Annotated in this window: 14 protein-coding genes; 7 read left to right on the top strand and 7 right to left on the bottom strand. The window is 42.0% G+C overall.

Annotated elements, in window-relative coordinates:
• Positions 1 to 233: 233 nt before the first annotated feature.
• Both FNH22_RS11065 and FNH22_RS11060 read left to right on the top strand, forming a co-directional pair.
• Positions 234 to 2,267, top strand: a complete 2,034-nt coding sequence (locus tag FNH22_RS11065; protein WP_143398439.1) for a dihydrofolate reductase — start codon at positions 234 to 236, stop codon at positions 2,265 to 2,267.
• A 430-nt stretch (positions 2,268 to 2,697) separates the two neighbouring features.
• The gene (locus tag FNH22_RS11060; protein WP_143398438.1) at positions 2,698 to 3,216 is read left to right on the top strand and encodes a hypothetical protein; all 519 of its coding nucleotides are present in this window, start codon (positions 2,698 to 2,700) and stop codon (positions 3,214 to 3,216) included.
• A 146-nt stretch (positions 3,217 to 3,362) separates the two neighbouring features.
• Here the strand turns inward: FNH22_RS11060 and FNH22_RS11055 are convergent, their stop codons facing one another.
• The 6 genes from FNH22_RS11055 to FNH22_RS11030 form a co-directional block, all read right to left on the bottom strand.
• The gene (locus FNH22_RS11055) at positions 3,363 to 4,313 is read right to left on the bottom strand and encodes an OmpA family protein (protein WP_143398437.1); all 951 of its coding nucleotides are present in this window, start codon (positions 4,311 to 4,313) and stop codon (positions 3,363 to 3,365) included.
• A 31-nt stretch (positions 4,314 to 4,344) separates the two neighbouring features.
• Positions 4,345 to 4,539, bottom strand: coding sequence for a hypothetical protein (locus tag FNH22_RS11050; protein ID WP_143398436.1), 195 nt, complete (start codon positions 4,537 to 4,539; stop codon positions 4,345 to 4,347).
• Positions 4,540 to 4,598: 59 nt separating this feature from the next.
• Positions 4,599 to 6,242: a glycoside hydrolase family 43 protein gene (locus FNH22_RS11045; RefSeq protein ID WP_143398435.1), complete on the bottom strand. Its 1,644-nt coding sequence runs from the start codon at positions 6,240 to 6,242 to the stop codon at positions 4,599 to 4,601.
• A gap of 331 nt (positions 6,243 to 6,573) precedes the next feature.
• Positions 6,574 to 7,446, bottom strand: a complete 873-nt coding sequence (locus FNH22_RS11040; RefSeq protein ID WP_143398434.1) for a polysaccharide deacetylase family protein — start codon at positions 7,444 to 7,446, stop codon at positions 6,574 to 6,576.
• A 794-nt stretch (positions 7,447 to 8,240) separates the two neighbouring features.
• Positions 8,241 to 8,888, bottom strand: coding sequence for a DUF4272 domain-containing protein (locus FNH22_RS11035; RefSeq protein ID WP_185154181.1), 648 nt, complete (start codon positions 8,886 to 8,888; stop codon positions 8,241 to 8,243).
• A gap of 380 nt (positions 8,889 to 9,268) precedes the next feature.
• On the bottom strand, positions 9,269 to 12,499 hold the full coding sequence (locus FNH22_RS11030; RefSeq protein WP_143398432.1) for a GH92 family glycosyl hydrolase: 3,231 nt from the start codon (positions 12,497 to 12,499) through the stop codon (positions 9,269 to 9,271).
• A gap of 791 nt (positions 12,500 to 13,290) precedes the next feature.
• On the opposite strand from FNH22_RS11030, the gene FNH22_RS11025 reads away from it, so the two are divergent.
• The 4 genes from FNH22_RS11025 to FNH22_RS11010 all read left to right on the top strand — a co-directional run bounded on the left by FNH22_RS11025 (position 13,291) and on the right by FNH22_RS11010 (position 17,946).
• Entirely contained in the window at positions 13,291 to 13,536 is a 246-nt protein-coding gene (locus FNH22_RS11025) for a hypothetical protein (RefSeq protein WP_143398431.1), read from the top strand.
• Positions 13,537 to 13,564: 28 nt separating this feature from the next.
• Complete coding sequence (locus tag FNH22_RS11020) at positions 13,565 to 14,080, top strand: M48 family metallopeptidase (protein ID WP_143398430.1); 516 nt, start codon at positions 13,565 to 13,567, stop codon at positions 14,078 to 14,080.
• Positions 14,081 to 14,175: 95 nt separating this feature from the next.
• On the top strand, positions 14,176 to 14,646 hold the full coding sequence (locus FNH22_RS11015) for a hypothetical protein (RefSeq protein WP_143398429.1): 471 nt from the start codon (positions 14,176 to 14,178) through the stop codon (positions 14,644 to 14,646).
• 213 nt (positions 14,647 to 14,859) lie between these two features.
• Positions 14,860 to 17,946, top strand: a complete 3,087-nt coding sequence (locus FNH22_RS11010) for a glycoside hydrolase family 2 TIM barrel-domain containing protein (RefSeq protein ID WP_185154180.1) — start codon at positions 14,860 to 14,862, stop codon at positions 17,944 to 17,946.
• A gap of 274 nt (positions 17,947 to 18,220) precedes the next feature.
• On the opposite strand, the gene FNH22_RS11005 is transcribed toward FNH22_RS11010, so the two are convergent.
• Complete coding sequence (locus FNH22_RS11005; RefSeq protein WP_143398427.1) at positions 18,221 to 19,375, bottom strand: cellulase family glycosylhydrolase; 1,155 nt, start codon at positions 19,373 to 19,375, stop codon at positions 18,221 to 18,223.
• A 438-nt stretch (positions 19,376 to 19,813) separates the two neighbouring features.
• Between FNH22_RS11005 and FNH22_RS11000 the strand changes: the two genes are divergently transcribed.
• Positions 19,814 to 23,098 carry a TonB-dependent receptor gene (locus tag FNH22_RS11000; protein WP_221420258.1) on the top strand — a complete coding sequence of 1,095 codons (3,285 nt, stop codon included), beginning with the start codon at positions 19,814 to 19,816 and terminating at the stop codon, positions 23,096 to 23,098.
• The last annotated feature ends 15 nt before the right edge of the window (positions 23,099 to 23,113 follow it).

Genomic DNA, 23,113 nt, shown 5'->3' with positions numbered 1-23,113 from the left:
TGAACAGACAAATGATTATGCCATACTTTGGGAAAAAGGCAATAATGGCGATATTGGACGCAGACACAGTAGCTTTTGGCTATTACCGAAATAACACTCAACGGCCATTACGGGTCTGGTTTAACATTCTGATGAACTGCTATACCCGTGATGATGCTCAAGAACAACGAAACAAGGGAAAGGCCACCTTGATCCAAAGGCCATTGTTGATTACCTAAACCAATACTACACGAATGAAAAAGTATATTTTTTGCATCGCTTTATCCTCACTATTAATAGGATGCGCAGAGAAGCCACCCGAAGAAATCGTTGAGGAAAAAACTACTGATGAAACTAAATTTCAATGGAAAGTTGACCAGTTTGCTGATATTAAAGTGCTCCGATATCAGGTGCCGGGTTTTGACCAATTGACCGACCGGCAGAAAAAGCTGGTATATTACCTGAACCAGGCAGGTTTGAGCGGACGTGACATCATGTGGGACCAAAACTATCGTCATAACCTAAAGGTCCGCAAAGCATTGGAAAAGATCCTGGAAAATTATGCCGGCGATAAGACCGGTAATGAGTGGGAGGAGTTTGTGACCTACGCCAAACGGGTATTTTTTTCGAATGGCATTCACCACCATTATTCCAATGATAAAATAATACCCGGGTTTTCGCAAGAGTATTTCCGGTCAGTATTGTCTGAAGTGGGGCATGAGCTTGCCCCCGAAGTGCTGGAAGCCATGTTCGATCCGGCCATTGATGCAAAGAAAGTAAACCTAGATACCTCGAAAGGACTGATTAAAGGTTCGGCCGTCAACTTTTATTCCGAGGACCTTACTGTTCAGGAGGTGGATGAATACTATAAGGAGAAAATTGCTGCACAAGGGGAAGAACCTTTAGAGCTGGGACTGAATTCAAAACTGGTAAAAAATCCAGATGGTACTATGGAAGAAAGAGTGTGGAAAGTTGCAGGTATGTATGGAGAGGCCTTAGAAAAAGTAGTCTACTGGTTGGAAAGGGCAAAAACAGTGGCAGAAAACGAACAACAGGCACAAGCCTTTGATTTGCTGATAGATTATTACCGTACAGGAGACCTTGAAACCTGGGATAAATACAATGTAGCATGGGTAGAAAATGCAACTGATATAGATTATATCAACGGGTTCGTGGAAGTTTATAATGACCCGAAAGCTTTCCGTGGTTCTTATGAGACCATAGTACAGATCACTGATTTCGATATGTCCCAAAAAATGCAGGTGCTATCGGAGAATGCCCAATGGTTCGAAGATAATTCCCCGTTAATCGATTCCCATAAAAAGAAAAACGTTCAGGGCGTGAAGTATAAAGTAGTGAACGTGGCAGGGGAAGCAGGTGACGCATCACCTAGTACGCCCATAGGGGTCAACTTGCCCAATAACAACTGGATACGTCAAAAACACGGTTCTAAATCCGTTTCACTGGGGAATATCATTTTTGCCTATAGCCAGGACGGTAATGAAGCCAAGTTAAAAGAATTTGCTCATGATGAAGAGGAGATCCAGCTTGAAAAAGAGTATGGTATATTGGCCGATAAAATGCTTACTGCGCTGCATGAAGTAGTGGGTCATGCCTCAGGGCAGATCAATGCCGGCGTGGGGCAACCCAAGGAAACATTAAAAAACTATGCTTCTACCATGGAAGAAGGTCGCGCCGACCTGGTGGGGTTATACTTTTTGTACAATCCTAAACTACAGGAGCTGGGCCTGGTAGACGATTGGGAAAAATTAGGAAAGGCTTCGTATGACGGATACATCAGAAATGCACTTGTAACTCAAATGACCCGTTTACAACCTGGAAGTGACATTGAAGAAGCCCACATGCGTAACAGACAAATGGTTGCCGGCTGGGCGTATGAAAAAGGGAAGGCAGATAATGTGATTGAAAAAGTAAACCGGGATGGCAAAACTTATTTTAATATCAACGATTACGAAAAACTCCACACGTTATTTGGTGAATTGCTGAGAGAGTCACAACGCATCAAATCGGAAGGAGACTATGAAGCAGCCAGTGCCTTGATTGAAGGCTATGGAGTAAAGGTGGATCAAGCTATTCATAAAGAGGTGCTGAACAGGAATAGTCAATTTAAATCTGCTCCTTATTCCGGGTTTGTAAACCCTATTATCTCTGCAGATCTGGATGAGGAAGGCAATGCCTCAAATGTAGCCATTAGTTATCCTGAGAACTTCCTGGAGCAGATGCTTTACTATGGTAAGCAGTATGCCTTTTTACCGGAAGAAAATTAGAGTTGGTAACCTTTATGTGAAGGTATGAGGAGGATTAATTCTCTTGTTAGCTTACATAAAGTAAACTGAATAGGTACTTATAGAAAAAATAGTGGTGCAGGAGGAAGTAACTGCATCACTGTTTTTATACTTTTTGTTATCCTTTTTTTCGTCCGATCTTAGTTTTTAGTGTAGCGATCCCTGGATGCAGGAGTAAGTCCGATGTTCAGCACAAGTATCAGAATGCTAACTAGTTTAAATCGTTTTGATCCTCGATCAGTAATTGAGGACGTTCGGTGCAGACCCTCCGCATTGTAGATGTTTATCGGTTAATAATTTTAGGTTTTTTTGATCCAGGCCCGGCAAATAAGGGGCTTTTGATTAGATTTCATCTAGAACCTTCACCACGAAGTCTTGAGAATCTATGAAGTTTAAAATCTTTGTTCTTCTAATGGTCACTCTTATATCGTGTAATGAAAAAGACTCTAATACAAAAGAGTTACTTTCCGCTAGATGGTTTCACCTGGGTTTTTACAATCATGGTCAGCCCAATTACGATACCTTATATACGGAAGTCAATGATAGGTTTGGAGAAGGTAACATCTCAGATATTACCCATACGATTTGGACAGACTCCGGCGTTTTTAGGCACGTATATACTCAAGATTCGTCTAAGCTAATTCAGGTTGATTCTGTTGATAGGATTGAGTTAAGCGAGTTCACATTTATAAATGATAGTGTTGGAATTGTATATAGTGGTTATGTAGATCTATCTCAATTACTTAAAAACAAAGCCAAAGCCAATGTGAATATGAAAGAAGAAAATTTCATATTATCTAATTCTTCAAAAGGTATTCTTTTGATATTCCCGGATTATCTGGATACAGTCCTTGTCTCTAAACTTTCAACTGATTCTTTGATCATTCAATTTAATGAGGTTAGGTCGAGCAAATTTTACAAAGCAAGGTGAATTTTGCTCAAAAGCCCCCCTAATCAAGCTGTGACAATTCACTCTCAATGGTGTGGCTGACGGTTCATGGGTGATGTCGCACTGCGTTTAAAAATTGTAAGCTTTGCAGGCAGATCGGGCAACACTATCAGGAAGCCCAAACTTCCTTAGTTGGTGCGTTTTACTATTTCTACCCTTCTATTGAGCGCCCTGCCTTTTTCATTCTCATTACTTGCAACAGGCGCCAGCATAGCGACACCATCTGCAGTCAATCTTGAGGAAGCTATTCCGTAGGTATCGATTAATTCTTTTACCGTAGCCATGGCACGTTCTTTTGACAGCGTCATGTTTTTTTCAAAGTCACCGGAAGCATCCGTATGGCCTACGACGAACAGGTTGATGGTGGGATTAGCTTTAAGGTAATCAGCCAATAATTCTATAGACTCTTGGGATTCCGGTTTTAGCCTTGCACTGTTCAAATCAAAGCGAATACCATACAAGGCAATCCTGCCTTCTTCTTCAAGCTTACTCTCTATGTCATTTATCGTTACTTTGGATAAGTCCAATGGCCTGGATGTTACAATATCAAACCGATATACATTACTATAACTTTCAAAACCACTCATGACGGTAATGGTCACGGTTTTGTCATTGATGGTTTTTTCTGCAATTAAATAGGTAGAGGCATTTTTTCTATATGTGTTACCTCCATTGGCTAATCCAGGCAGTAGTTTTTTCTGGTACAATGCATAAGGTATGGAGGTAAATGAGCCCTGCTTAGGATTACATTCTTCCTGATAACAGGAAAACAAAATATCATACCCCTTTCGGGTAAATGCGTCCTCGTAATTTTTGTAAAACTCCAATTGCGACTTGCCCTTGGGTAACTCATAGTCAATGGAAGTATGTTTCCCTTCTATTACCTTACTTTTACCGTCAGGGTAAGTATTATCCAAAGCAACCGTATAACGTTCATACTCTTTTTGCGAATATTGTACTATCCAGGATTCGGGATATCGCGAAAGTAGTTCGCTGTCTTTTGAGCTGGCAACATCTTTCTGTGCGTGTGCCATGGTAGTTGCCATCAAAAATAAAATACTGATTTTTTTTACTTTCATTCGTTAAAAAATTGTTTTGCGCTGGGATTTTTTAAAGGATGTCCGGGCCAAAAGTATAAAACAGGGCATGCCTGTTTCTGTCACTTCCTGGATTGTCGTAAATGCCAGAGCCTGTTTCATTCATAAAGTCAGAACGTAAGAAGAGTTGTACGGTTTCATCCAAAAGGTCATGGCCCCTGTGGGTTTCAGGCTTATCCAATAGAAGAAATGAAGAAGCGTGCTTCACTCTTTGAATTTGAACGTAGTGTTGTGCAGTGTTAATGATCTTCAGGCAACAATGTTATATCAGTCACTTTCTCTCATAGAGAAATAATCAAACATTGCAATCGAATCACTTTTCTTACCTGAAGAAGTGGCATACATTCCAACATAGACGCCATTGAATTTCCGGGCAATTTCATCCGAAACGAGCGTGTAATCCTGAATACCACCTATCGGTTTTAAACTGTTTTCACTCTCACCAAAAAAGAACTGTACTTTCAGGCCTTTCACTTTTGCGTTTAACACTACCTCTTTACTCTTGTAAGGAACCAACGCAACCACCTTCGGCTCGAATTCTCCTTCGTTTCCTTTCTGAAATGCTTTTATCAAAACAATGTCCTCTTTCCTTTTAAGCAGCTGGTAGTTATTACCATGCCGGCGATAAATGACCAGTCCTGCTTTTTCATTGTCTTTTTTGGTTTTAAAGGACAGTTTAGTGGTGGCCTCATAGTTAAAAAAACGCGAACGTTGTGCAATAAACGAAGGGTTAACCAATTCTGTGACCATTTCAGGGCGTAACATGATCTCCATTTGCCCGTCCTTTTGCTTATACCATTCAGACCGGGGTGTTCGTAAGAAATTCCATTCCAATCCAGGTGAATTTCCGTCAAAATCGTCTCGTTCTGCAATTTCCGGTACAGGACTCCAGCTTAGGTCAGGACGTTTTTGTTCCTCCTGCAAAAGACCGATACCCGGGTTGAAAATGGGTGTAATACCGCTTTCCTGTTGGGACATTATCACCTTTGCAAGGAATGTTTCGCGGGCCAGTGTAACATACCCGTCTATTTTTCGCTTGGCAAGCATTACACTCCACCAGTCTCCGTTTTGGGTTTGTACTATATCAGCATGACCGGTTTGTCCTATTGAATGTGTTTTTCCCAAATGACGATGTGTCATAACCGGGTTAGCATGATTAGGGACGTAGGGACCCCACAGATTTTTGCTGTTGAATACAGTAACCGAGTGATATTCTCCGGTCCCACCTTCGCCTATTAACAATAAATATTCATTATCGATTTTATATAAGTGAGGGCCCTCCGCCCAGCGGGCATTGGAGGCGTGACCATAAGTGAGTTGTTTCTTTTCTCCTATCAATACTCCTTTATCGGGGTCTATTTCCTGCAGCCAGATCCCATTTTTCCCAGGCCATTCACCTTGTGTCCCATCAACAATCCCGGCGCCTGTATAATAACAACGTCCGTCATCTTCCCAAAAAAGAGAAGGATCTATTCCCGGTGCGTCTTTTATCCATATAGGTTCGCTCCACGGACCGGCAGGGTTTTTAGCGGTGATGATGAAATTTCCTTGTTGTCCCACCATAGTAGTAATGATGTAATAAGTGCCTTTATGATACCGGATAGTCGGAGCAAATATTCCGTTCGAATTATCCAAACCGTCCTTGTATACAATTTGATCGGGACGATGAATGCCATGGCCGATTTTTTCCCAGTTGACCAGGTCTTTACTTCGATGAATGGGTAGTCCCGGATACCATTCGAAACTGGAATTCACCATATAATAGGTGTCTCCCACACGGCAGATGGAAGGATCAGGATAAAACCCGGGTAAAATGGGGTTTTTAAAATATTCAGGAGGGGTTTGTCCAAAAACATTCAAACAAAAGAAGACTCCAAATAGTAACTTCGTTGTTTTTATATACAAGTTCATATCTTTTGCCTTAAGGCATTATCAATCAAATAGAATATTCCTTGATAAAAAAACATATCGAGTGAGTTCCTCCTTACTTTCTTTAATCTACAAGCCAGGACTGTTTTTCAAATTTATATTCTTCCTGACGGACTTTCCAGCGTCCGATGCACTTTCGAATGGTAGAAACCCTATGTTTTTTATCACTGGTATACGTCTTGAATGGTGAATATAGATCATGAAGTTGAGCGTTCCAAAGGGTGGGAAGCCTCGCAGTGGAGCCTCAGTTTAATCAAGTGGCATGTGTGTCGCTGAGGCTTTAAGACTGTGTCGTAATTGCTTAGCTTCCTACTCAATTATGTGCTTTTTTTCTTTTTTTTATATCACTCCATGTAACTAATTCGATATTGTTCTTTTTGAGCTTTGACATGGTTTTTTCGCTTGTAAAAAAGTCAAAATCTATTTGTCTCCATTCGGAGCCGAAATTCGGATGGTTTATCGTAACTCCTTTCATTTCACTATCATCAAATGCCGGATGGATTAAGATAAGGTTTATGCCATTGGTTAAATTTTCTAAAACCCTATTGTAGTATTCGCCTAGTTCGCCAGTTCTGAAATACTCAAATTCTCCAACATAAGTTTTGTCAATTAGAAAATCTCCTTCTTTGATGTTTAATTTAGGATTCAGTCCGACCATCTGCATCAATTGTTCGTTTATCAAAACGGGAAGGTCGAATTTTTCACCCAAATCTTTATAAATTTTGAAAAATGCAGGGTGTGATCCAACACTATACATATGTGAATCAATATGAGTTGGTTTTAATCCGAATTTGATCGCTTTTTCGATTTGTGCCTGAAGCTCTTTTTTTACGTCTTCAGCAGATGCATTTTTTCTAAGCAGTTCCCTTTTTTTAAAGAAATGTCCATTCTCATCCACTAAGCTTGGAACTTCTGAAACAGGTAACACTGGTCCAAATTTGTAATTTTCCCATTCGCAAGTTAAGGTCAGGTGAATCCCGTTATCAAATTGAGGATTGTTTTTAGCATATACCGCCATTTCATAAAACCACGGGCAGGGAACCATTATACTATAAGAATTCACAATTCCTTTCTCCAGTGATTGAATCGTAGCCATATTTTCGGAATGAGAAAGTCCCGCATCGTCTGCGTGGATTATCAATAATTTGGTGTTTTCTGAGAAGCTCAATTTTTGTGCTGAGTTCATTTTTAATCAGATCTTTTTCAATTTGAAGTTGATTTTTTTATGAATTGTGTAAGACATCTAGGTATTGCTCGTGCCTCTGGATTCTTATAATATCTACTAAAATATCAGATTTGCAGTGCACATTCAAATTGCCTGGTTTAGGCATATGCTATACCTTTTTGTATACGCTTTGAACGATGAAGATAGCTGATTAAGGAGGGGGTGAGCAGGGGAGTTGTTATCCTGAGCTGAGCAAGTGGCGTATGTGTCGCTGAAGTTTTAGTGTAAATACAAGATGGTTAATCGTGAGGTTAGAACTGAAGTAAGCCAGGCTGCGGTATCTGTACTGAAGGAACTACCTGCGGAGACCATAAGATCGGATAAGGTAGCACATACTCCTTTCTAAACTCATTTAGTGAAGCTTAATGCGTTCCAATCTTGATTTTAAGGCCAAACATTTGTTATGACATATTTTTGGAGAACTGGTGTTATTTAGGTCCAATAATAAAATGTTGAGACACTCCAGTCTAAAAGCCGAGCTCCTTAGAATGTACCCGGATTACAACCCTATTCCAATATCAGCAGACGCTGTCGTTATATGGGCGCCAGTTGGATACGATAGGGTTGATACGATAGGAGCTGAAATTATATGTTGTAGATACTAAACGTATGGTATGTCAGGTCTAGTTAAACTCTTGTCGGCTGAGCTCTTCATATATCTCAAAAGCATCTGATTCAGCATCCTTTTGCAAACAGTTCAGTTAGCTTGTTGATGATGGTCTGTTATGTGCATTTGAATTGTTTTTGTCCACGGTTTAGGTATCAGTAGTCACCTCATCCCAGTAGTCCGTTTCACCGTAGTTGGTTAACCAATTTATTGCCAAGTGCCACTCCATAACAACATCTGGATCAAGATTGCCAATACGAACGCTTTCGTCTAACCCATATTGTCTTATCGCCCAATGTGCTCTATAGATCAAATCTGACTGATCTAATATTTCTTTGGTACTCCTTAACTCGATGGATTCTAAAAATTTTTCTGTGGACCCATTCAATGATGGTAGTACTTGCAACATTTCGTCAACATTGCATTGTGCGGTGGGAAGGTCTCTTTGTACTTTACCAATCGCCCAAAGCAAAAGCCAAATACACTCTGAACGCCAGGAAAATTGAAAGTTTTCATTTTCGCTCTTGTCATTTTTTTGAAGATATGTTTTTTCTTCTCTGCTCAAACTTGAAAAAACAGACTCTCTCTTTAACCATTCAATAATTATTGATGAGTCTACACCATGAGATGCTGCAGCTACACCAAATAGGCAAAGTATCCTTAAGCCAATTTCCCTTGGGGTCCGAATTTTGGCGTCCGCCTTAAATTCAATTAAAGGAAGATACGGTATGAAATCAGATCCTAAATCTGTAAGTATTTTTTCCGATCTTGATTTTCTCTTCTCCTGTTCTGTCATGAGAAACTCGGTTAAGTTATTTGCAGTGCAGGACATAATTAAGCATGACAATTGACTATACAATACAATGTGGTACTTACATTTATTTTATCAAAACCTTAATCTAATGGATTTTGAATAAAATTCATATCGGTATTGACTACATGAATCTAAATTCCTCCTAGAGCTCATTTAGCAAAGGGTAATGCGCTCCAAATGAAAATACTAAGCATTGTTTAATGCAGATAATACTGTAGCACTCATTTTCAATGATTTTAATACCGTTTTTTGTAGCAAGTAATACAATCGAAACCAAAGCGACTAAGAAACGATATGATATACGTTTTTATGAAGTTTCACTTCCCTGCCCTATAAATCCAAAACGTGTTACATTTTGAGCGTTATTTTGATGATGCCGGCATCTCTGAAACGCCCCAGTTTTTATTGGGTTCAGGTCCCATTTCCAGGATCAATTTACCACCTTTGAGGAGTTCCTTTGCCGGGAACCAAAAATTTTGTAACACCTTGTTATTCAAGGTGACACTTTGAACATATTTGTTATGAAATGAAGTGTTTTTTGCTTCAATGATAAAAGTATTTCCCCTTCCATATCTACTTCCCAGATCTATTTCAACCTTCTCAAAAACAGGACTGCCAATTTCATAGATCGGATCCGTGCGAACACCGCCATCAGTTTGAAATAGACCCAGGGACGCCATAAGGAACCAGGCACTCATCTGGCCCTGATCTTCATCACCCAGGTAAGCATTGGAAACGCCATAGCCATAATATCTATCTATGATGTCCCGGCTCCATTTTTGTGTCAACCATGGCTTTTTGACCCAATTGAACAAAAAGGAAAAATGCATGGACTGTTGGTTGCCCTGCGTAACCGGAAAATCCCAGTACAATTCGTTCGGAGCATTATAACGCCATGGGCTACTGACGTTGAAGCCACCGTCCAATCGCTTGGCAAATTCCTCCTCACCTATAATTTCTGCCAATGCCGGCACATCTTGCGGAACAAAAAATGAAAGCTGCCATGCATTTCCTTCCACAAATTGAAAATTTCCTGCTGTCTTGATAGGATCAAAATTAGGGTACCAGGAACCGTCAGAATGCCTTAAACGAGCGAAACCTATCTCCGGGTCGATGGCATTTTTCCACCAATACCCTCTGTCTATAAATTCTTTATACACTTTATCCTTTCCAAGTGCCTTAGCAAGCTGAGAAACGGAAAAATCGTCAAAAGAATATTCCAGTGTGTTGGAGAAACGTCCTTTATTGTAAGGTACATAATGGTATTCCAGGTACGGTTTTAAGTCTCGGTTACCTGCATAACCGTTACCTACTTTTTGCCCGGGGCTTGTTTGCATTTTGTACACTGCCCGGAAGGCTTTTTCAGCATCTATACCGCCTATGCCCATTTGATAGGCCCCTACGATGAGAGGTATCTCATGTTCTGCGACCATCACAGGTATATACTCCATTCCGGCAGGCCCTTTGGCAAGCCAACCGTGGGCATCGTACATGGCCAGTTGCGAATTCACCCATTTGGATGACCATTCAGGAGTTACGAGATTCCAAAATTGGTTTAAATTCCAGAAGGTGTTCCAAAAAGCGTCACATCCTAGTGCTATATTCTCAGGATTATCAAACTTCTGAATTTTTTCTTCCGCATCCATCCAGCTACCATCTACATCACTGAACGTATTCCTGCTCACCAGAGCACGGTACATATTGGAGTAAAAACGAGATTTTTCCATACGGTCATCCGTCTTGATTTTGACCCTTTGCAACAAGTTTTCCCAGGATTCCTCATGACTTTTACGCACTTTGTCAAAGCCCCAATCAAACGGCTTGATTATTTCCTCACTGAGGTTAAGCTGCGCATTTTCCATGCTTACGTATGAAATTCCCGTTCGCATTTGCACCACTCTCTTTTTTGAGGTATCAAACGTTACAATGCCCACCGCATCTTCCGGGCTTTCGAATTTGACCTTGATCACATTTTCTTGTAAGGTCTCATCTGAATTCCCGTTTTCCTTGCCATCAGACCAAACCCCAAAACTTTTTATGGGACTGTCAAATTCTATGGCGAAATGAACCGTATATTCTTGTTGGATATCGTCCCATTCTTTGGGTTCTTCCCCTCCCTCTATAAATTGCTTTCTGTAATATCCTTCGCCCCATACGGAGGGTGATATTTGCTTACTATAGCCTATCAGCCTGTTGTTACCTATTTTTTCGAAATAGGCTTCCTCAATAGTGTATCCATATTCGGCTGGTATTTGCAGGTCGACCAACACCCTGGAATCAACACTGTTTTCGGGATAGGTATATCGTTGAAAACTACAACGAGTAGTCGCCGTTAATTCTGCTTTAATATCGTAATCTTCCAATACCACCGCGTAATAGCCCAAAGGGGTTTCTTCTGTTCGTTTATCAATTCTGGAGCGATACCCGCTGTCCGGATTTCCCTGTTTTCCGATGTTGGTCCTTAACGGGCCATTGGTGGGGAAAGTACCCAGACCAGCCATTGTCCATTCATGTATATGGCTGAAAGTCCCCACACTTTCAAAAGAAGGTTGATAACCCGCCTGCCATCCCGATTGCTGGTTGTCCGGACTGATTTTTACCATACTAAATGGCATCCAGGGGCCGGGCGCAATCATCCAACGGGAATGACCTGTGCCGATTTTAGTGTCCACATAGTCCACTAGATCAGCAGGATGCTTAGGTGTTCTTTTAATTTCGTCTTCCTCCGTTAATTTTCCATCAATAAAGATTTGATAGGTACTCTTACGGGCTGTTTTGACCGTCTTGACAGGAACCTCGAAAATGTGCCGGCCAGACTCAACGACTGTTCTGAATAGTGGTTGGTTGTCCACATGAACCTCTAAAACGGGTGAACCCTGTAAGTGTTGTAAATCAACCAACAAGGGTTGGTATGCTTTACCTGAATCCGAAATCTCATAGCTTGCCATGCTCACATTTCTTATGAACAAACCAGATGGCTTGACCAGCTTTGAGGTTTCAGGCCCTTCCAGTTTTATGTGATCAAAAACCAGCCAACTTCCCTGGAGTGTGGTTAATTGTAACGTGTTTCCCCCTTTTTTTAGAGCCCTGGCGTCGATTGGGATCCCCAGAATCTGTTCCTTAAAATCAGTTCCATCACCCTTAAGTGCATTTTCACTTTTACCATGCTCTAATTGAAATTTCCATATCGAATCATTCAACGTTACTTTAAAGAGCGCAGGGTTTTCGGGACTACAATCCAGAATATCTATCGTCAGTTTGTAGGAACCAACGGAAGGCACTTCGTCTAAAGAAAAAAGTAAATTCAATTCATGAGGCCTGATACCTGCCAGCCCGGAAGTTCCGCCCCAATAATCTATTGCACCCGGGAGCACATAAGGTAAATCCTCCTTTTCACTTGAATACCCAATGGCAAAAAAACGGTCTTCCCAGCCAAAATCCTTTTCCAAAAACTTGCTATAATCGGATGGGGCCAGCGCAAATTCAGCAGCACTGTTGTCCGATATCCCCAATTGCCAAATGGGTTTTTGTCCGGAAGCATTAAATGATATCGTGATTGTAATTAATAGAAACCATTTGGTTTTTAGGTTCATAACTGTTTGATTAACTGGATTTATTTTCAACATAAGATATAATTACTTCTACAGCACGTTTTTCCGAATGGGTCAATTTGAAGGTGTCAAAATGAATAGGTGCAACAAGGGTCCCGTTATAATTGAACGCTGTACTATGGGTTTGATTCACTTCTATATTCACGGAGGTTCCCTCAACCGGCACCATATATAGGATATAGGTTATTTGAAAAGATCTCTATCGTATCTTCAAACTCATTGAGCACAACTTCTTAAAAATGGTCCGGATGAGTTGACAAACTCATTACCTGCCAGGGCCTGGTAATCTGAATAAATTGAATCTCGCTTTACAGAGTAGTTGGGACATATATAATATGCTCCATCTTTTAAAGAATTTTTTAAAAGAAGCAGTAAAATTTGTTGAGTAGTTTGCTTCATAAGATCAACGCGTCTTGTTTCTTTTCAAAGATAATGATATGTTTGAACATATGAACATATGCAGAAATTTAGTTTTACTTAAACGTCAGATTACGGGTTCGTATTACTATTCCACCTAGGACACATTTAGTGAAGGGTAATGCGTTCTGGATTTTCTTTTATGTTAGAAAATACTCGGCACTTTAATACGGATAATGTTTCGGCATTCATTTTCGACAATGTTAATACCGTGTTGTGTGGTAAAAATATGTTTGCTGAGCATTTTTTACTCTGCCAATGTGACAAAGCTCAGATTATAAATCCTGTTCTAAGATCAGCACATACGATGTTGGTCAGTGGAGGAAACTCCCCCACATCCCCAAAAATATTCGGTAATGGTGTGGATTTTAACCATCGAAGCTTGCAAGTTTCTCAAAAATACTCTTAAATTTGCACTCCTTGAAAAACTTCAAACTGAAGCTTATGTTAGTGCAAAATTATCATATCGCAATAAAGACCGAGTTCAGGTAGCCCAAAACCTGAAGAAAGATAATTTTGCTCGGTCTGTTAAGATCGGGTTTTTTTATGCCGTTTCCGGCATCATCAATCAATGTCAATCTGGCCAGACAAATAAAGTTTGAGAATTCTCTGGCTACAAAAGTGATTATCATGGCACTAACATTAGCGGATCAATACTACCTGAAAGCACTGGACGATTATGACTATGACCTGGAGGCGGTAGTGGAGAACTTGAATTATGCACTTAGTTATGACAAGGAGCATGCGGGGGCGAACTATTTGATGGGAAGATTATACATGGAGCAGTTCGGGAAATTTGACCTGGCGGAAGAATATTTTACAGCATCCATGGCATCGGAACCAGAGAATATCAATACTTGCAAAAGCTTTGCATGGCTCTTGATCCGTACTCAAAAATTTAAGGAAGCGCTAAAACTTGTAAAGTATGCATCTGGTTTGAAAGGGGCCACTATACCGGAGTTTATGCGTCTGGAAGCCCTTATTTATGAATTGCTAAAAGACTTTGCCCGGTCCAGGGAGATCCTGAACGAGGCGATGCTGGAAAGCTACGATTCGAACTTCATTTCATTCCTCAGGAATGAGTTGCATAGAGTGGAAGACAAAATGAAGCGGTATACAAATATTGATTATTATATCGTGAATTAAGGAGTAAATGGAAACCCGGGATATGGCAAATTCATACGCTAAATCTCCGGGGCCATTTTTCTGTAATCAACCTCCAGATGTTTATCTTTCAGGGCATGAAAGCAGCCACACTTCCGGAGATAAGAAAAGAGTTAAAATCACTTGACCCAAGTGAGATCGCGGAAATATGCCTTCGGCTTGGTCGCTTCAAAAAAGATAACAAGGAACTGCTAACGTATTTGCTGTTTGATGCTTACGACGAGCAGGCTTATGTAGAGTCGATCAAATATGAAATTGACGACCTGATGGAAGAGATCAATACGAGCAATCTGTATTATGCGAAAAAAGGTCTCCGTAAAATTTTGAGAAACCTGAACAAATACATCCGTTACTCCGGTCATAAACAAACAGAAATGGAGGTACTACTGCACTTTTGCCAGGCCATCAGAAGATCACCCATAGCTGTCCACCGAAGTTCGGTGATCACCAATATGTATGACAGGATGGTGCAAAAAATAAACAAAGTGCTGGAAGGGCTCCATGAAGACCTTCAGGCAGATTACGAGGAGGCGATCGGACAGCTTTGACAGAGCCTTTCGGCCACGTGTCCGTTCAGACAAAGATTCTCATTCCTCTGCAATAACCGATATTAAAAATCAGCTGCCAGGGCATGGGTCGCACAAAAAGAAGGATCATTCACCTGTCAGAGGTTGATATACCCCCGTGCTGGTATAGGCCACCTGCCGACATTTGGTATTTCATTTAAGAATAATCATCATATGCTTTTAAAACATAATTGCATGGCCTGGGTAATCGGGATGATTGCCATTTGCATGAATCATGTGCTGGCTCAAACCCCTGCGGAAATTGAGGATCCTTTTGTTCTTTCTATCAATGCGCTCGACGCCAGGGCGACATTTTATCCATTTGCAGACAGTGCAGCAGCACTCCGAAATACCAGGTCACATGACCAGAATTATCTGTCATTGAATGGAAAATGGAGATTTCACTGGGCTGAAAATCCAGGTGTCAGGCCAGTGGATTTTTTCAAAGAAACCTTTAACGTTGATCATTGGGCTGAAATAGACGTACCCTCAGACTGGCAGATGAGGGGATACGGAATACCTATATATACGAATGTAAAATATCCTTTTGAAAAAAAACCACCCCATATTCAGTCTCACTTTAATCCTGTGGGTTCATACCGTCGTGTTTTTGATCTACCCAAAGATTGGGTAGGTGAGAAGGTGGTGCTTCATTTTGGCGCCGTCAATTCAGCTTTCTTTGTATGGGTCAATGGAAAAAAGTCAGGTTTTGGTAAGGGCAGTAAAACTCCTCGTGAGTTCGACATCAGTCGCTTACTCAGACCAGGGGCCAATTCTCTGGCCGTAGAAGTATACCGCTGGAGTGACGGTAGTTACCTCGAGGATCAGGATATGTGGCGGTTGAGTGGTATAGAAAGGGATGTATACCTTTACAGGGAGCCTTCCATTCACTTGCAAGACTTGTTTGTAAAAGCCTCGCTGGACAATGGCTATACCCATGGTGAGCTGACCATTGAAGCAGATTTTGGGAGAAAACCCAAAAAAGGTATGGTCCGCTTTAACCTCAAAGATGCTGAGGGGCACACCGTTTTTGAGGAACGTAAGCCCGTGAAACAATCCGTAGTATTGGAAACTGAGATCGACCATGTAAAAAAATGGTCTGCGGAGTATCCTCATCTCTATACCCTGATCATAACATTGGAAGGCAGAATGGAAAGGACCTGGTACTGTGGTAGGGTCGGATTCCGTAAGGTGGAGATCAAAGAAAAGCAGCTTATGGTAAATGGCAAGCCGATTTTTCTGAAGGGAGTAAACAGACATGAGCATGACGAAGAAGATGGTCATGTGGTCACCCGGGAGGATATGCTGGCAGATATTATTTTGATGAAAAAGCATAATATCAATGCGGTTAGGACCAGCCATTATCCGAATGACCCTCTGTGGTATGAACTCTGCGATGAATATGGGTTGTACGTAGTGGATGAGGCCAATATTGAGAGCCATGGCATGGGAAGCTGGCTCAATCATGACTACAGCCTGGACAAGACACTGGGTAATAATCCAGATTGGAAAGCTGCCCATCTGGACCGGGTTAGACGAATGGTGGAACGTGACAAAAACCATCCGAGTATTATCATATGGTCATTGGGCAATGAGGCAGGCTCCGGTCAAAATTTCGAGGACGCGGCACAATGGATCAAATCCAGGGACCCTTCGCGCCCTGTACAGTACGAACAGGCATGGCTGGAAGATTACACAGATATTGTGGTGCCCATGTATCCGCAGTTGGAACATATCCGCGAATTTCTTTCGCTGAACGACCCGAGGCCTTTTATTATGTGTGAATATGCACACGCCATGGGAAATAGCGTAGGGAACCTCGCTGACTATTGGAATCTGATCGAGTCCGAGCCACAGCTCCAGGGCGGGTTTATCTGGGACTGGATGGACCAGGGACTTCTGAAGGACACTCCCACTGGCAAAGATTACTTTTACGGAGGGGACTTCGGCCCGGAAGGAACACCGAGTGACGAGGATTTTTGCCTCAATGGCCTGATTTTCCCGGATCGTACTATAAAACCAGCCTTGAAAGAGGTCAAAAAAGTTTATCAAAATATAAAATTCAGAAATCCTGTGATGGAAGAAAAACAGATCAGTTTTGACGTTTATAACTTCTTCTCATTTACTCATACCAAAGACCTGTCCTTCAGGTATCAGGTTCTGGCCAATGGTAAAGAAGTAGCAGGCGGACCTGTTACCATTAAGAATATTGAACCGCTGGGTCAGGGAGAAATGGTGATATCCCGGAACTGGCAGAATGTACCGAACCAGGAATTTTTTCTGAACCTTGAAGTAAGCCTGCCCTCTGCTATTCCGGGACTACCGGGTGGTCACCTACTGGCGACGGAACAGTTTCAACTATCTGCTGGAGCTACATCGTTCAACCCTGTAAGTAAAGAGAATACTGAACTTTCCTTGCAGGAATTAACGGATAGGTATCGTATTGCCGGAGAAAATTTTACAGCCGAATTTTCAAAGACTACGGGGGAATTGACTTCCTATACACATGGAGGGCGTGTGTTGCTGAAAGGGCCTTTGACCGCTAATTTTTGGCGTAATCCCACCAGTAATGACCGTGGATATAATATGCTGAAGCATTTGGGTGTATGGAAAGAGGCTGTCAGCAAAAGAAAGTTGACAGACCTAAAGGTCATTGAAGGTCACCATGACAGGATAGAACTGCAAACCCGGTATCAACTGTTGGATGGGAAAGCCAGCTATTCCAATACGTATAGTGTGTATGGAACCGGAGAAATTTACGCAGAGATGTCTTTCCGGAAAGACAAATCCCTGCCTGAACTGCCCAGACTGGGAATGCGCCTGAAAATGCCCTATGAATATCATAATATTACCTGGTATGGCAGAGGACCTTTTGAGAATTACATTGACAGAAAATCAGGAAGTTATATTGGTTTATATAAGTCGTCCGTCAAAGGTTTTGGTACTCCATACATTGTGCCCCAGGAAAATGGCAACAGAGCTGGTATCCGGTGGATGCAGTTCCTAACCGATGATGGAATCGGTCTTGAATTTCGTGGAGAGCAACCTCTCGAAATGAGTGCTCATCCCTACTCGCTTGAGGACCTGGATCAGTACCCGCGTCATCGATTCTCCCTGCCTTCAAAAGCTTTTGTTGAGATCACGGTCGACCACAAGCAAATGGGAGTGGGAGGGGACAACAGCTGGGGATATCGCCCACATGAACAATACCGTCTTTTGGAGCATAAATACCATTACTCTTTCATGATAAGACCTGTTCATGCCGGCACCGGTCGTGAATAACGCTTGAACCGTGCGTTTATAAGAAACTCTTTGTTCGATAGTTGCCTGAAAATTCTTTATTCACGAGAGTTTGAAACCTTCACTATACCGTCTGATGATGTGGTCATTTTTGTACATTTTGCTACTTGATGTGTAGCCTCTATTTAGGACGGGACACGGGACAGATTGCCTACTGCTCCTTGCCTACTGCCGACTTTGGGAATGAGACCAAAAAAATAGTTTGAACGCCATTTGAGGGGTGGCATGACCTTGCGCTTTGTAACATGAAGTTTTCTTACCGTTTTGTCATAGACTTAATAAAATTCACTTCCGTTTGATCAAAAGGCGTGCCGTCAGGCTTTAATATGTCGTGAAACCAGACTTCAGGTTCTTCGGCATATGGCTTTTCCCATGTCTGCCATGGATAAATGGTATTCGTCTTGCCAGCTACAAATCCCCAGTTTATAGCGCCAATCTTTTCTTCCCGGAAAGCAGGCATCATGTTTTGAAAGGTGTTGTTATTGGTTCTGGCCATATATTCTGTACAAATAATAGGGCGACCATACTTTTTGAGTTCTTCTATCTTTCTTTTTACATCCCGGGTGTTATTATCATAGGTATGGAAGCTGATTACATCCGCATTCTCCATGATCACCCGGTCCAGTTCCGGCAGTTTCTCCGGTGATCCCCACTGCTGTGCTTCACCACGCCATATCCCTATCGTCAGAGGTTGGGAAGGATTAATTTCCCTGGCCCATTGATATACCTTTCTAACCAGGCGCAATGAATGTTCATCTTTCATTTTAGGAGTCAGTTCCGTTTTATGTTCAGACGTTGCCCCGTAGGAATTTCCGTTCGAATTTCCAGGCTCATTGTAAAGGTCCCAGATCGCAATTCTACGATCATTTTTGAACCTGCCCATGACTCCTTTGACATAGGATTCAATAAGTGGATCCTTAGAAGGGTCTTCAAGAAACTCCCGGCCGGGAGCCTGCACCCACCCCGAGTTATGCAGACCGGGTATTGGTTCACGCTGTTTACCAGGTACCGGCAGTGGATCCCATACGTCATCCAGCAATACCATCATGATCTTGATATTATGCTTGTCTGCCAACTTAAGAAACTTGTTAATTCTTTCAAGGAATCCTTCTGCGTCCTGCTGCCATACCAGGTTGTGAAGAAAAACACGGTGCATGTTAAAACCCAGGTCGGCAGACCACTTTAACTCCCTGTCAATGGTTTCAGGATCAAAACTTTCAGACTGCCACATCTCCAATTGATTGATGGCCGTGCTGGGGTTAAAGTTTGTACCTGCGAACCAATCATATTGATTGTACCAGTTCCACGCCTTTTCAGAAGGCCATTGCTTCGTCGTTTGACCACATGCATTAAAACAGATGGTACAGGTCGGTATAAGGAGATACACCAAGCTTTTTTTAAGATCTTTCATGAGTGAGCTTTATCTTATTCATTGTTGTTTTCTTATTTATTTTCTAAGCCCGGACTATTCTAAACCTCAATTTTTCTGAACATTTACTCGTCCGCTCCCTTTGGGTGAGTAATGTAATACTATTGCAAAAGCCATCCTAACGTCATGTTACGTTGTAAGGATCAGTACCCCCAATTAGGAGAATGACAACCCCCCTTCAGGTTGTTGAGTAATTCATGATATTCAAAAACCAACTATCCGATTGAGTTCCCGGTAAACTACTCAATTGAAAGGTATGTTGTTCATATTCAACTGATCATTAGTCTATTATATTTTTTTGTCATTTTAAGCGCGTGCATTATGCATAGCCCTTATTTGAAGAATAGCCCCCCTGCTTGTATCCCGGAATTCTGCTTACTTGTGCCTGTAAATATGTTTCGAAATTCAAACAACTATTCTATGATGAAAAAGCTACTAACGTTATGTTGTAATCCTTTTTTTACTTTCATGATCGTATGGATAGTACCTATGGCCTTTGTGCAGGGCCAGGGCAATCCTACAATCCGGGAAGGGGTGAAGGGGCTTTCTTCCGAAAGGACACCACCCGGAATAAGCGCATTGATCAGAGGATCTGATACCGGCGTGTTTTATGACGCTGACGGAAAGGATAACGGAGATCTGACATCCGGCCATGTTGATCATTTAAAACGGGATTGGTCCGGAAATGGACTACAATCGATCACTGCTTCTCTCACCTTTGACGTTTCAGGCCGGATCACCGATGAATATGGTGATGGACTTCCGGGAGCGACTGTATTGGAAAAGGGTACCACAAATGGGACAGTTGCTGATGTAAATGGTAATTTTTCTCTGACAGTTTCATCAGAAACAGCTGTACTGGTGATCTCTTTTGTAGGATATGAGGAAGAGGAAATATTGATAAATGGCCGGTCGCAAATTACTGTGAGTCTTACCCCGGATATAGCTTCCCTTAAGGAGATAGTGATTGTTGGCTATGGTATACAAAAGAAAGAGACACTCACCGGGGCCATTTCTACTATTGAAACAAAGGAACTGGTTCAGTCTCCGGTAGCTAACATCAGTAATTCATTAGTCGGGCGGTTACCGGGTCTGATGGCCATTCAGTCCGGAGGAGAACCTGGCTTTGATCAATCGAGTATAAGGATCAGGGGGGTCGCCAGCCTGAATGCAGGAGGAGAGTCCGATCCGCTTGTTTTGGTAGATGGGGTTCCACGTAATTTTAATCAGCTTGATCCCAATGAGATAGAATCCATAAGTATTCTGAAGGATGCATCGGCCACAGCGGTCTTTGGAGTAAGAGGTGCTAATGGTGTTATATTGGTCACTACCAAGTCCGGAGTGACAGGTAAACCTCAAATGAGTTACACGGCTAATTTTGGTGTTCAGGCACCTACTCAGTTACCTGAGCTATTAAATAGCTACGAATATGCCATGCTTCGGAACGAAGCAAGCGAAAATATGGGCCAAACACCCTACTTTTCTGATCAGGACCTGGAACTGTATAAAAATGGAACGGATCCCTACTTTCACCCGGACATCGACTGGTTTGATCTGATCTTAAAGGACAATTCCTTCCAGCATCAACATAATTTTAATATAAGAGGGGGTATTGAAGATGTCAGATATTTTATTTCACTGGGGTACTTTGACCAGGACGGTGCCTACGATGTCCAGGATGTTCAGGATGCATTTTCAGCAAACCCAAAATTTACCCGATATAACCTGCGTTCGAATGTAGACATTGATTTTAATGAAAATTTTTCCGCGGCCATCAAACTTGGCGGACAATTCTCTGATTCGAATTATCCCGGAATCGGTGCAGGAGACATATTCTTCCGGATACTGACTTCCAATCCATTGATGAATCCGGGTATAATAAATGGTCAATTAATATCGAACGTAGAGGGTCTGCCTTCAACTTCAGGTAACCCTTTGGACGCCATTGTCAACAATGGTTATCAGAGAAATTTTAACAGTACGCTTAATACGAGTGTCGGCCTCCAGCATAAGCTGGACTTTATTACCGAGGGGTTGAAGATAAGGGCAATGGTAGCTTATGACAATTACTATCAGCATGCCGTAGGACGTAACAAGGCTATGAATACTTACCGCATTATAAGAGATCCTGATGACCCTTCCACACCGGTTTTTGTGGAGGAAGGAAACGATGCTCCTTTTTCTTTTTGGGAGAATTATAGTAGAAACAGAAAGATATATGCGGAAGGGGCCATTGAATATGCAAGAGCTTTTGGCTACCACAATGTAACCGCGCTTGCTTTATATATGCAGGAAAAGTACAGGGAACCGGGGCAAGAGTTCAATGTTCCTCAGGCATATCAGGGGCTGGTCGGTCGTATCACTTACAATTATCGAGAGAAATACCTCACAGAATTTAACATGGGATACAATGGCTCTGAGAATTTCCCAAAGAATAACCGTTTTGGTTTCTTCCCTTCACTGTCTGTTGGCTGGGTTTTGACCGAAGAATCCTTTATTCCCAAAAATGACCTGTTGTCCTTTGTGAAGATCAGGGGTTCATATGGAGAGGTAGGAAATGATAAAATAGGTGGTGCCAGGTTTTTGTACCTGCCGTCGGTCTACTATCCCAACTCCGGTGGGTATTATTTTGGAGATTACGGCAGTGGCTTATACCAACGTTATGTCGGATCCTCAGAAGGCAGGATCGGAAACACAAACGTTACATGGGAAAGAGCTAAAAAGACTGATATTGGCATAGAGACGGGTTTTTTTGCTGATCGACTTCAAATCAATGCCGATGTGTTTATGGAGAAAAGGGATAATATCTTATGGTATTTGGGTACAGTCCCTGCACATGTTCAGGCAGAACTGCCTCCCGTAAATATCGGGAAAGTTGAAAACAGGGGTTTTGAGATTGAAGTCAACTACAGTGACCAGGTAGGGGAATTCAACTATTGGGTCAGAAGCAACTACTCATTCGCTAAAAATGAAATTAAATATATGGATGAACCACTTCGGGCACATCCATGGTTGCAACGGACGGGCAATCCGGTGGGTCAGTATTGGGGATTGGTCAATGAAGGATTCTACAATACACAAGAGGAACTGAATTCAGCTCCCCTGTCTGCATTCACCGGCGAGTTAAAGCTGGGTGATGTAAAATATGTCGATCAAAATGACGATGGTGTCATTGATGAAAATGACGAAGTACCCATAGGCTATTCCAGGTTACCCCAGGTGGTTTATGGAATATCATTTGGCGGTAGTTTCAAAGGTTTTGATTTTTCTGTTTTGTTCCAGGGGGCAGAAAGGACATCTACTTACCTGGATCAAATGGCGGCATGGGCCTTTGATACGGATTGGAGAAATGCCACCACACGACACCTGGAGAGGTGGAACCCCGAACGATATGAGGCGGGTGAAAAGATCTCTTATCCACGTGTAGAGCTGTCACCTACCCAGGGAAACCATAACTACAGACCTTCAGATCTCTGGTTACAGGATGCAAGCTATTTGCGCATAAAAAATGTAGAAGTAGCCTATCGGTTTAAGAATAGCTTCCTTAAAGGGATCGGCGTGAGTAGTGCGAGGCTTTTTGTGAATGGCAACAACCTGATCACATGGACCAGGATGAAAACATATGATCCTGAAGCGCCGGCCGGAAGAGGACAATTCTATCCTCACATGAGGGTGTACAACGTAGGCCTGAACGTTCAGTTCTGAAAAAATAAAATCTAT

This window comes from Fulvivirga sp. M361 (assembly GCF_007097395.1).
In the GTDB taxonomy this organism is placed as follows: domain Bacteria; phylum Bacteroidota; class Bacteroidia; order Cytophagales; family Cyclobacteriaceae; genus Fulvivirga.
This window is presented reverse-complemented; position numbering and strand designations above follow the sequence as displayed.

What these genes read in the sequence shown, in the direction of transcription:
- FNH22_RS11065 (WP_143398439.1), top strand. Translation starts at nt 234, where the DNA reads ATGAAAAAGTATATTTTTTGCATCGCTTTATCCTCACTATTAATAGGA.
- FNH22_RS11060 (WP_143398438.1), top strand. Translation starts at nt 2,698, where the DNA reads ATGGTCACTCTTATATCGTGTAATGAAAAAGACTCTAATACAAAAGAG.
- FNH22_RS11055 (WP_143398437.1), bottom strand. Translation starts at nt 4,313, where the DNA reads ATGAAAGTAAAAAAAATCAGTATTTTATTTTTGATGGCAACTACCATG.
- FNH22_RS11045 (WP_143398435.1), bottom strand. Translation starts at nt 6,242, where the DNA reads ATGAACTTGTATATAAAAACAACGAAGTTACTATTTGGAGTCTTCTTT.
- FNH22_RS11040 (WP_143398434.1), bottom strand. Translation starts at nt 7,446, where the DNA reads ATGAACTCAGCACAAAAATTGAGCTTCTCAGAAAACACCAAATTATTG.
- FNH22_RS11035 (WP_185154181.1), bottom strand. Translation starts at nt 8,888, where the DNA reads ATGACAGAACAGGAGAAGAGAAAATCAAGATCGGAAAAAATACTTACA.
- FNH22_RS11030 (WP_143398432.1), bottom strand. Translation starts at nt 12,499, where the DNA reads ATGAACCTAAAAACCAAATGGTTTCTATTAATTACAATCACGATATCA.
- FNH22_RS11025 (WP_143398431.1), top strand. Translation starts at nt 13,291, where the DNA reads ATGGTGTGGATTTTAACCATCGAAGCTTGCAAGTTTCTCAAAAATACT.
- FNH22_RS11020 (WP_143398430.1), top strand. Translation starts at nt 13,565, where the DNA reads ATGGCACTAACATTAGCGGATCAATACTACCTGAAAGCACTGGACGAT.
- FNH22_RS11015 (WP_143398429.1), top strand. Translation starts at nt 14,176, where the DNA reads ATGAAAGCAGCCACACTTCCGGAGATAAGAAAAGAGTTAAAATCACTT.
- FNH22_RS11010 (WP_185154180.1), top strand. Translation starts at nt 14,860, where the DNA reads ATGGCCTGGGTAATCGGGATGATTGCCATTTGCATGAATCATGTGCTG.
- FNH22_RS11005 (WP_143398427.1), bottom strand. Translation starts at nt 19,375, where the DNA reads ATGAAAGATCTTAAAAAAAGCTTGGTGTATCTCCTTATACCGACCTGT.
- FNH22_RS11000 (WP_221420258.1), top strand. Translation starts at nt 19,814, where the DNA reads ATGATGAAAAAGCTACTAACGTTATGTTGTAATCCTTTTTTTACTTTC.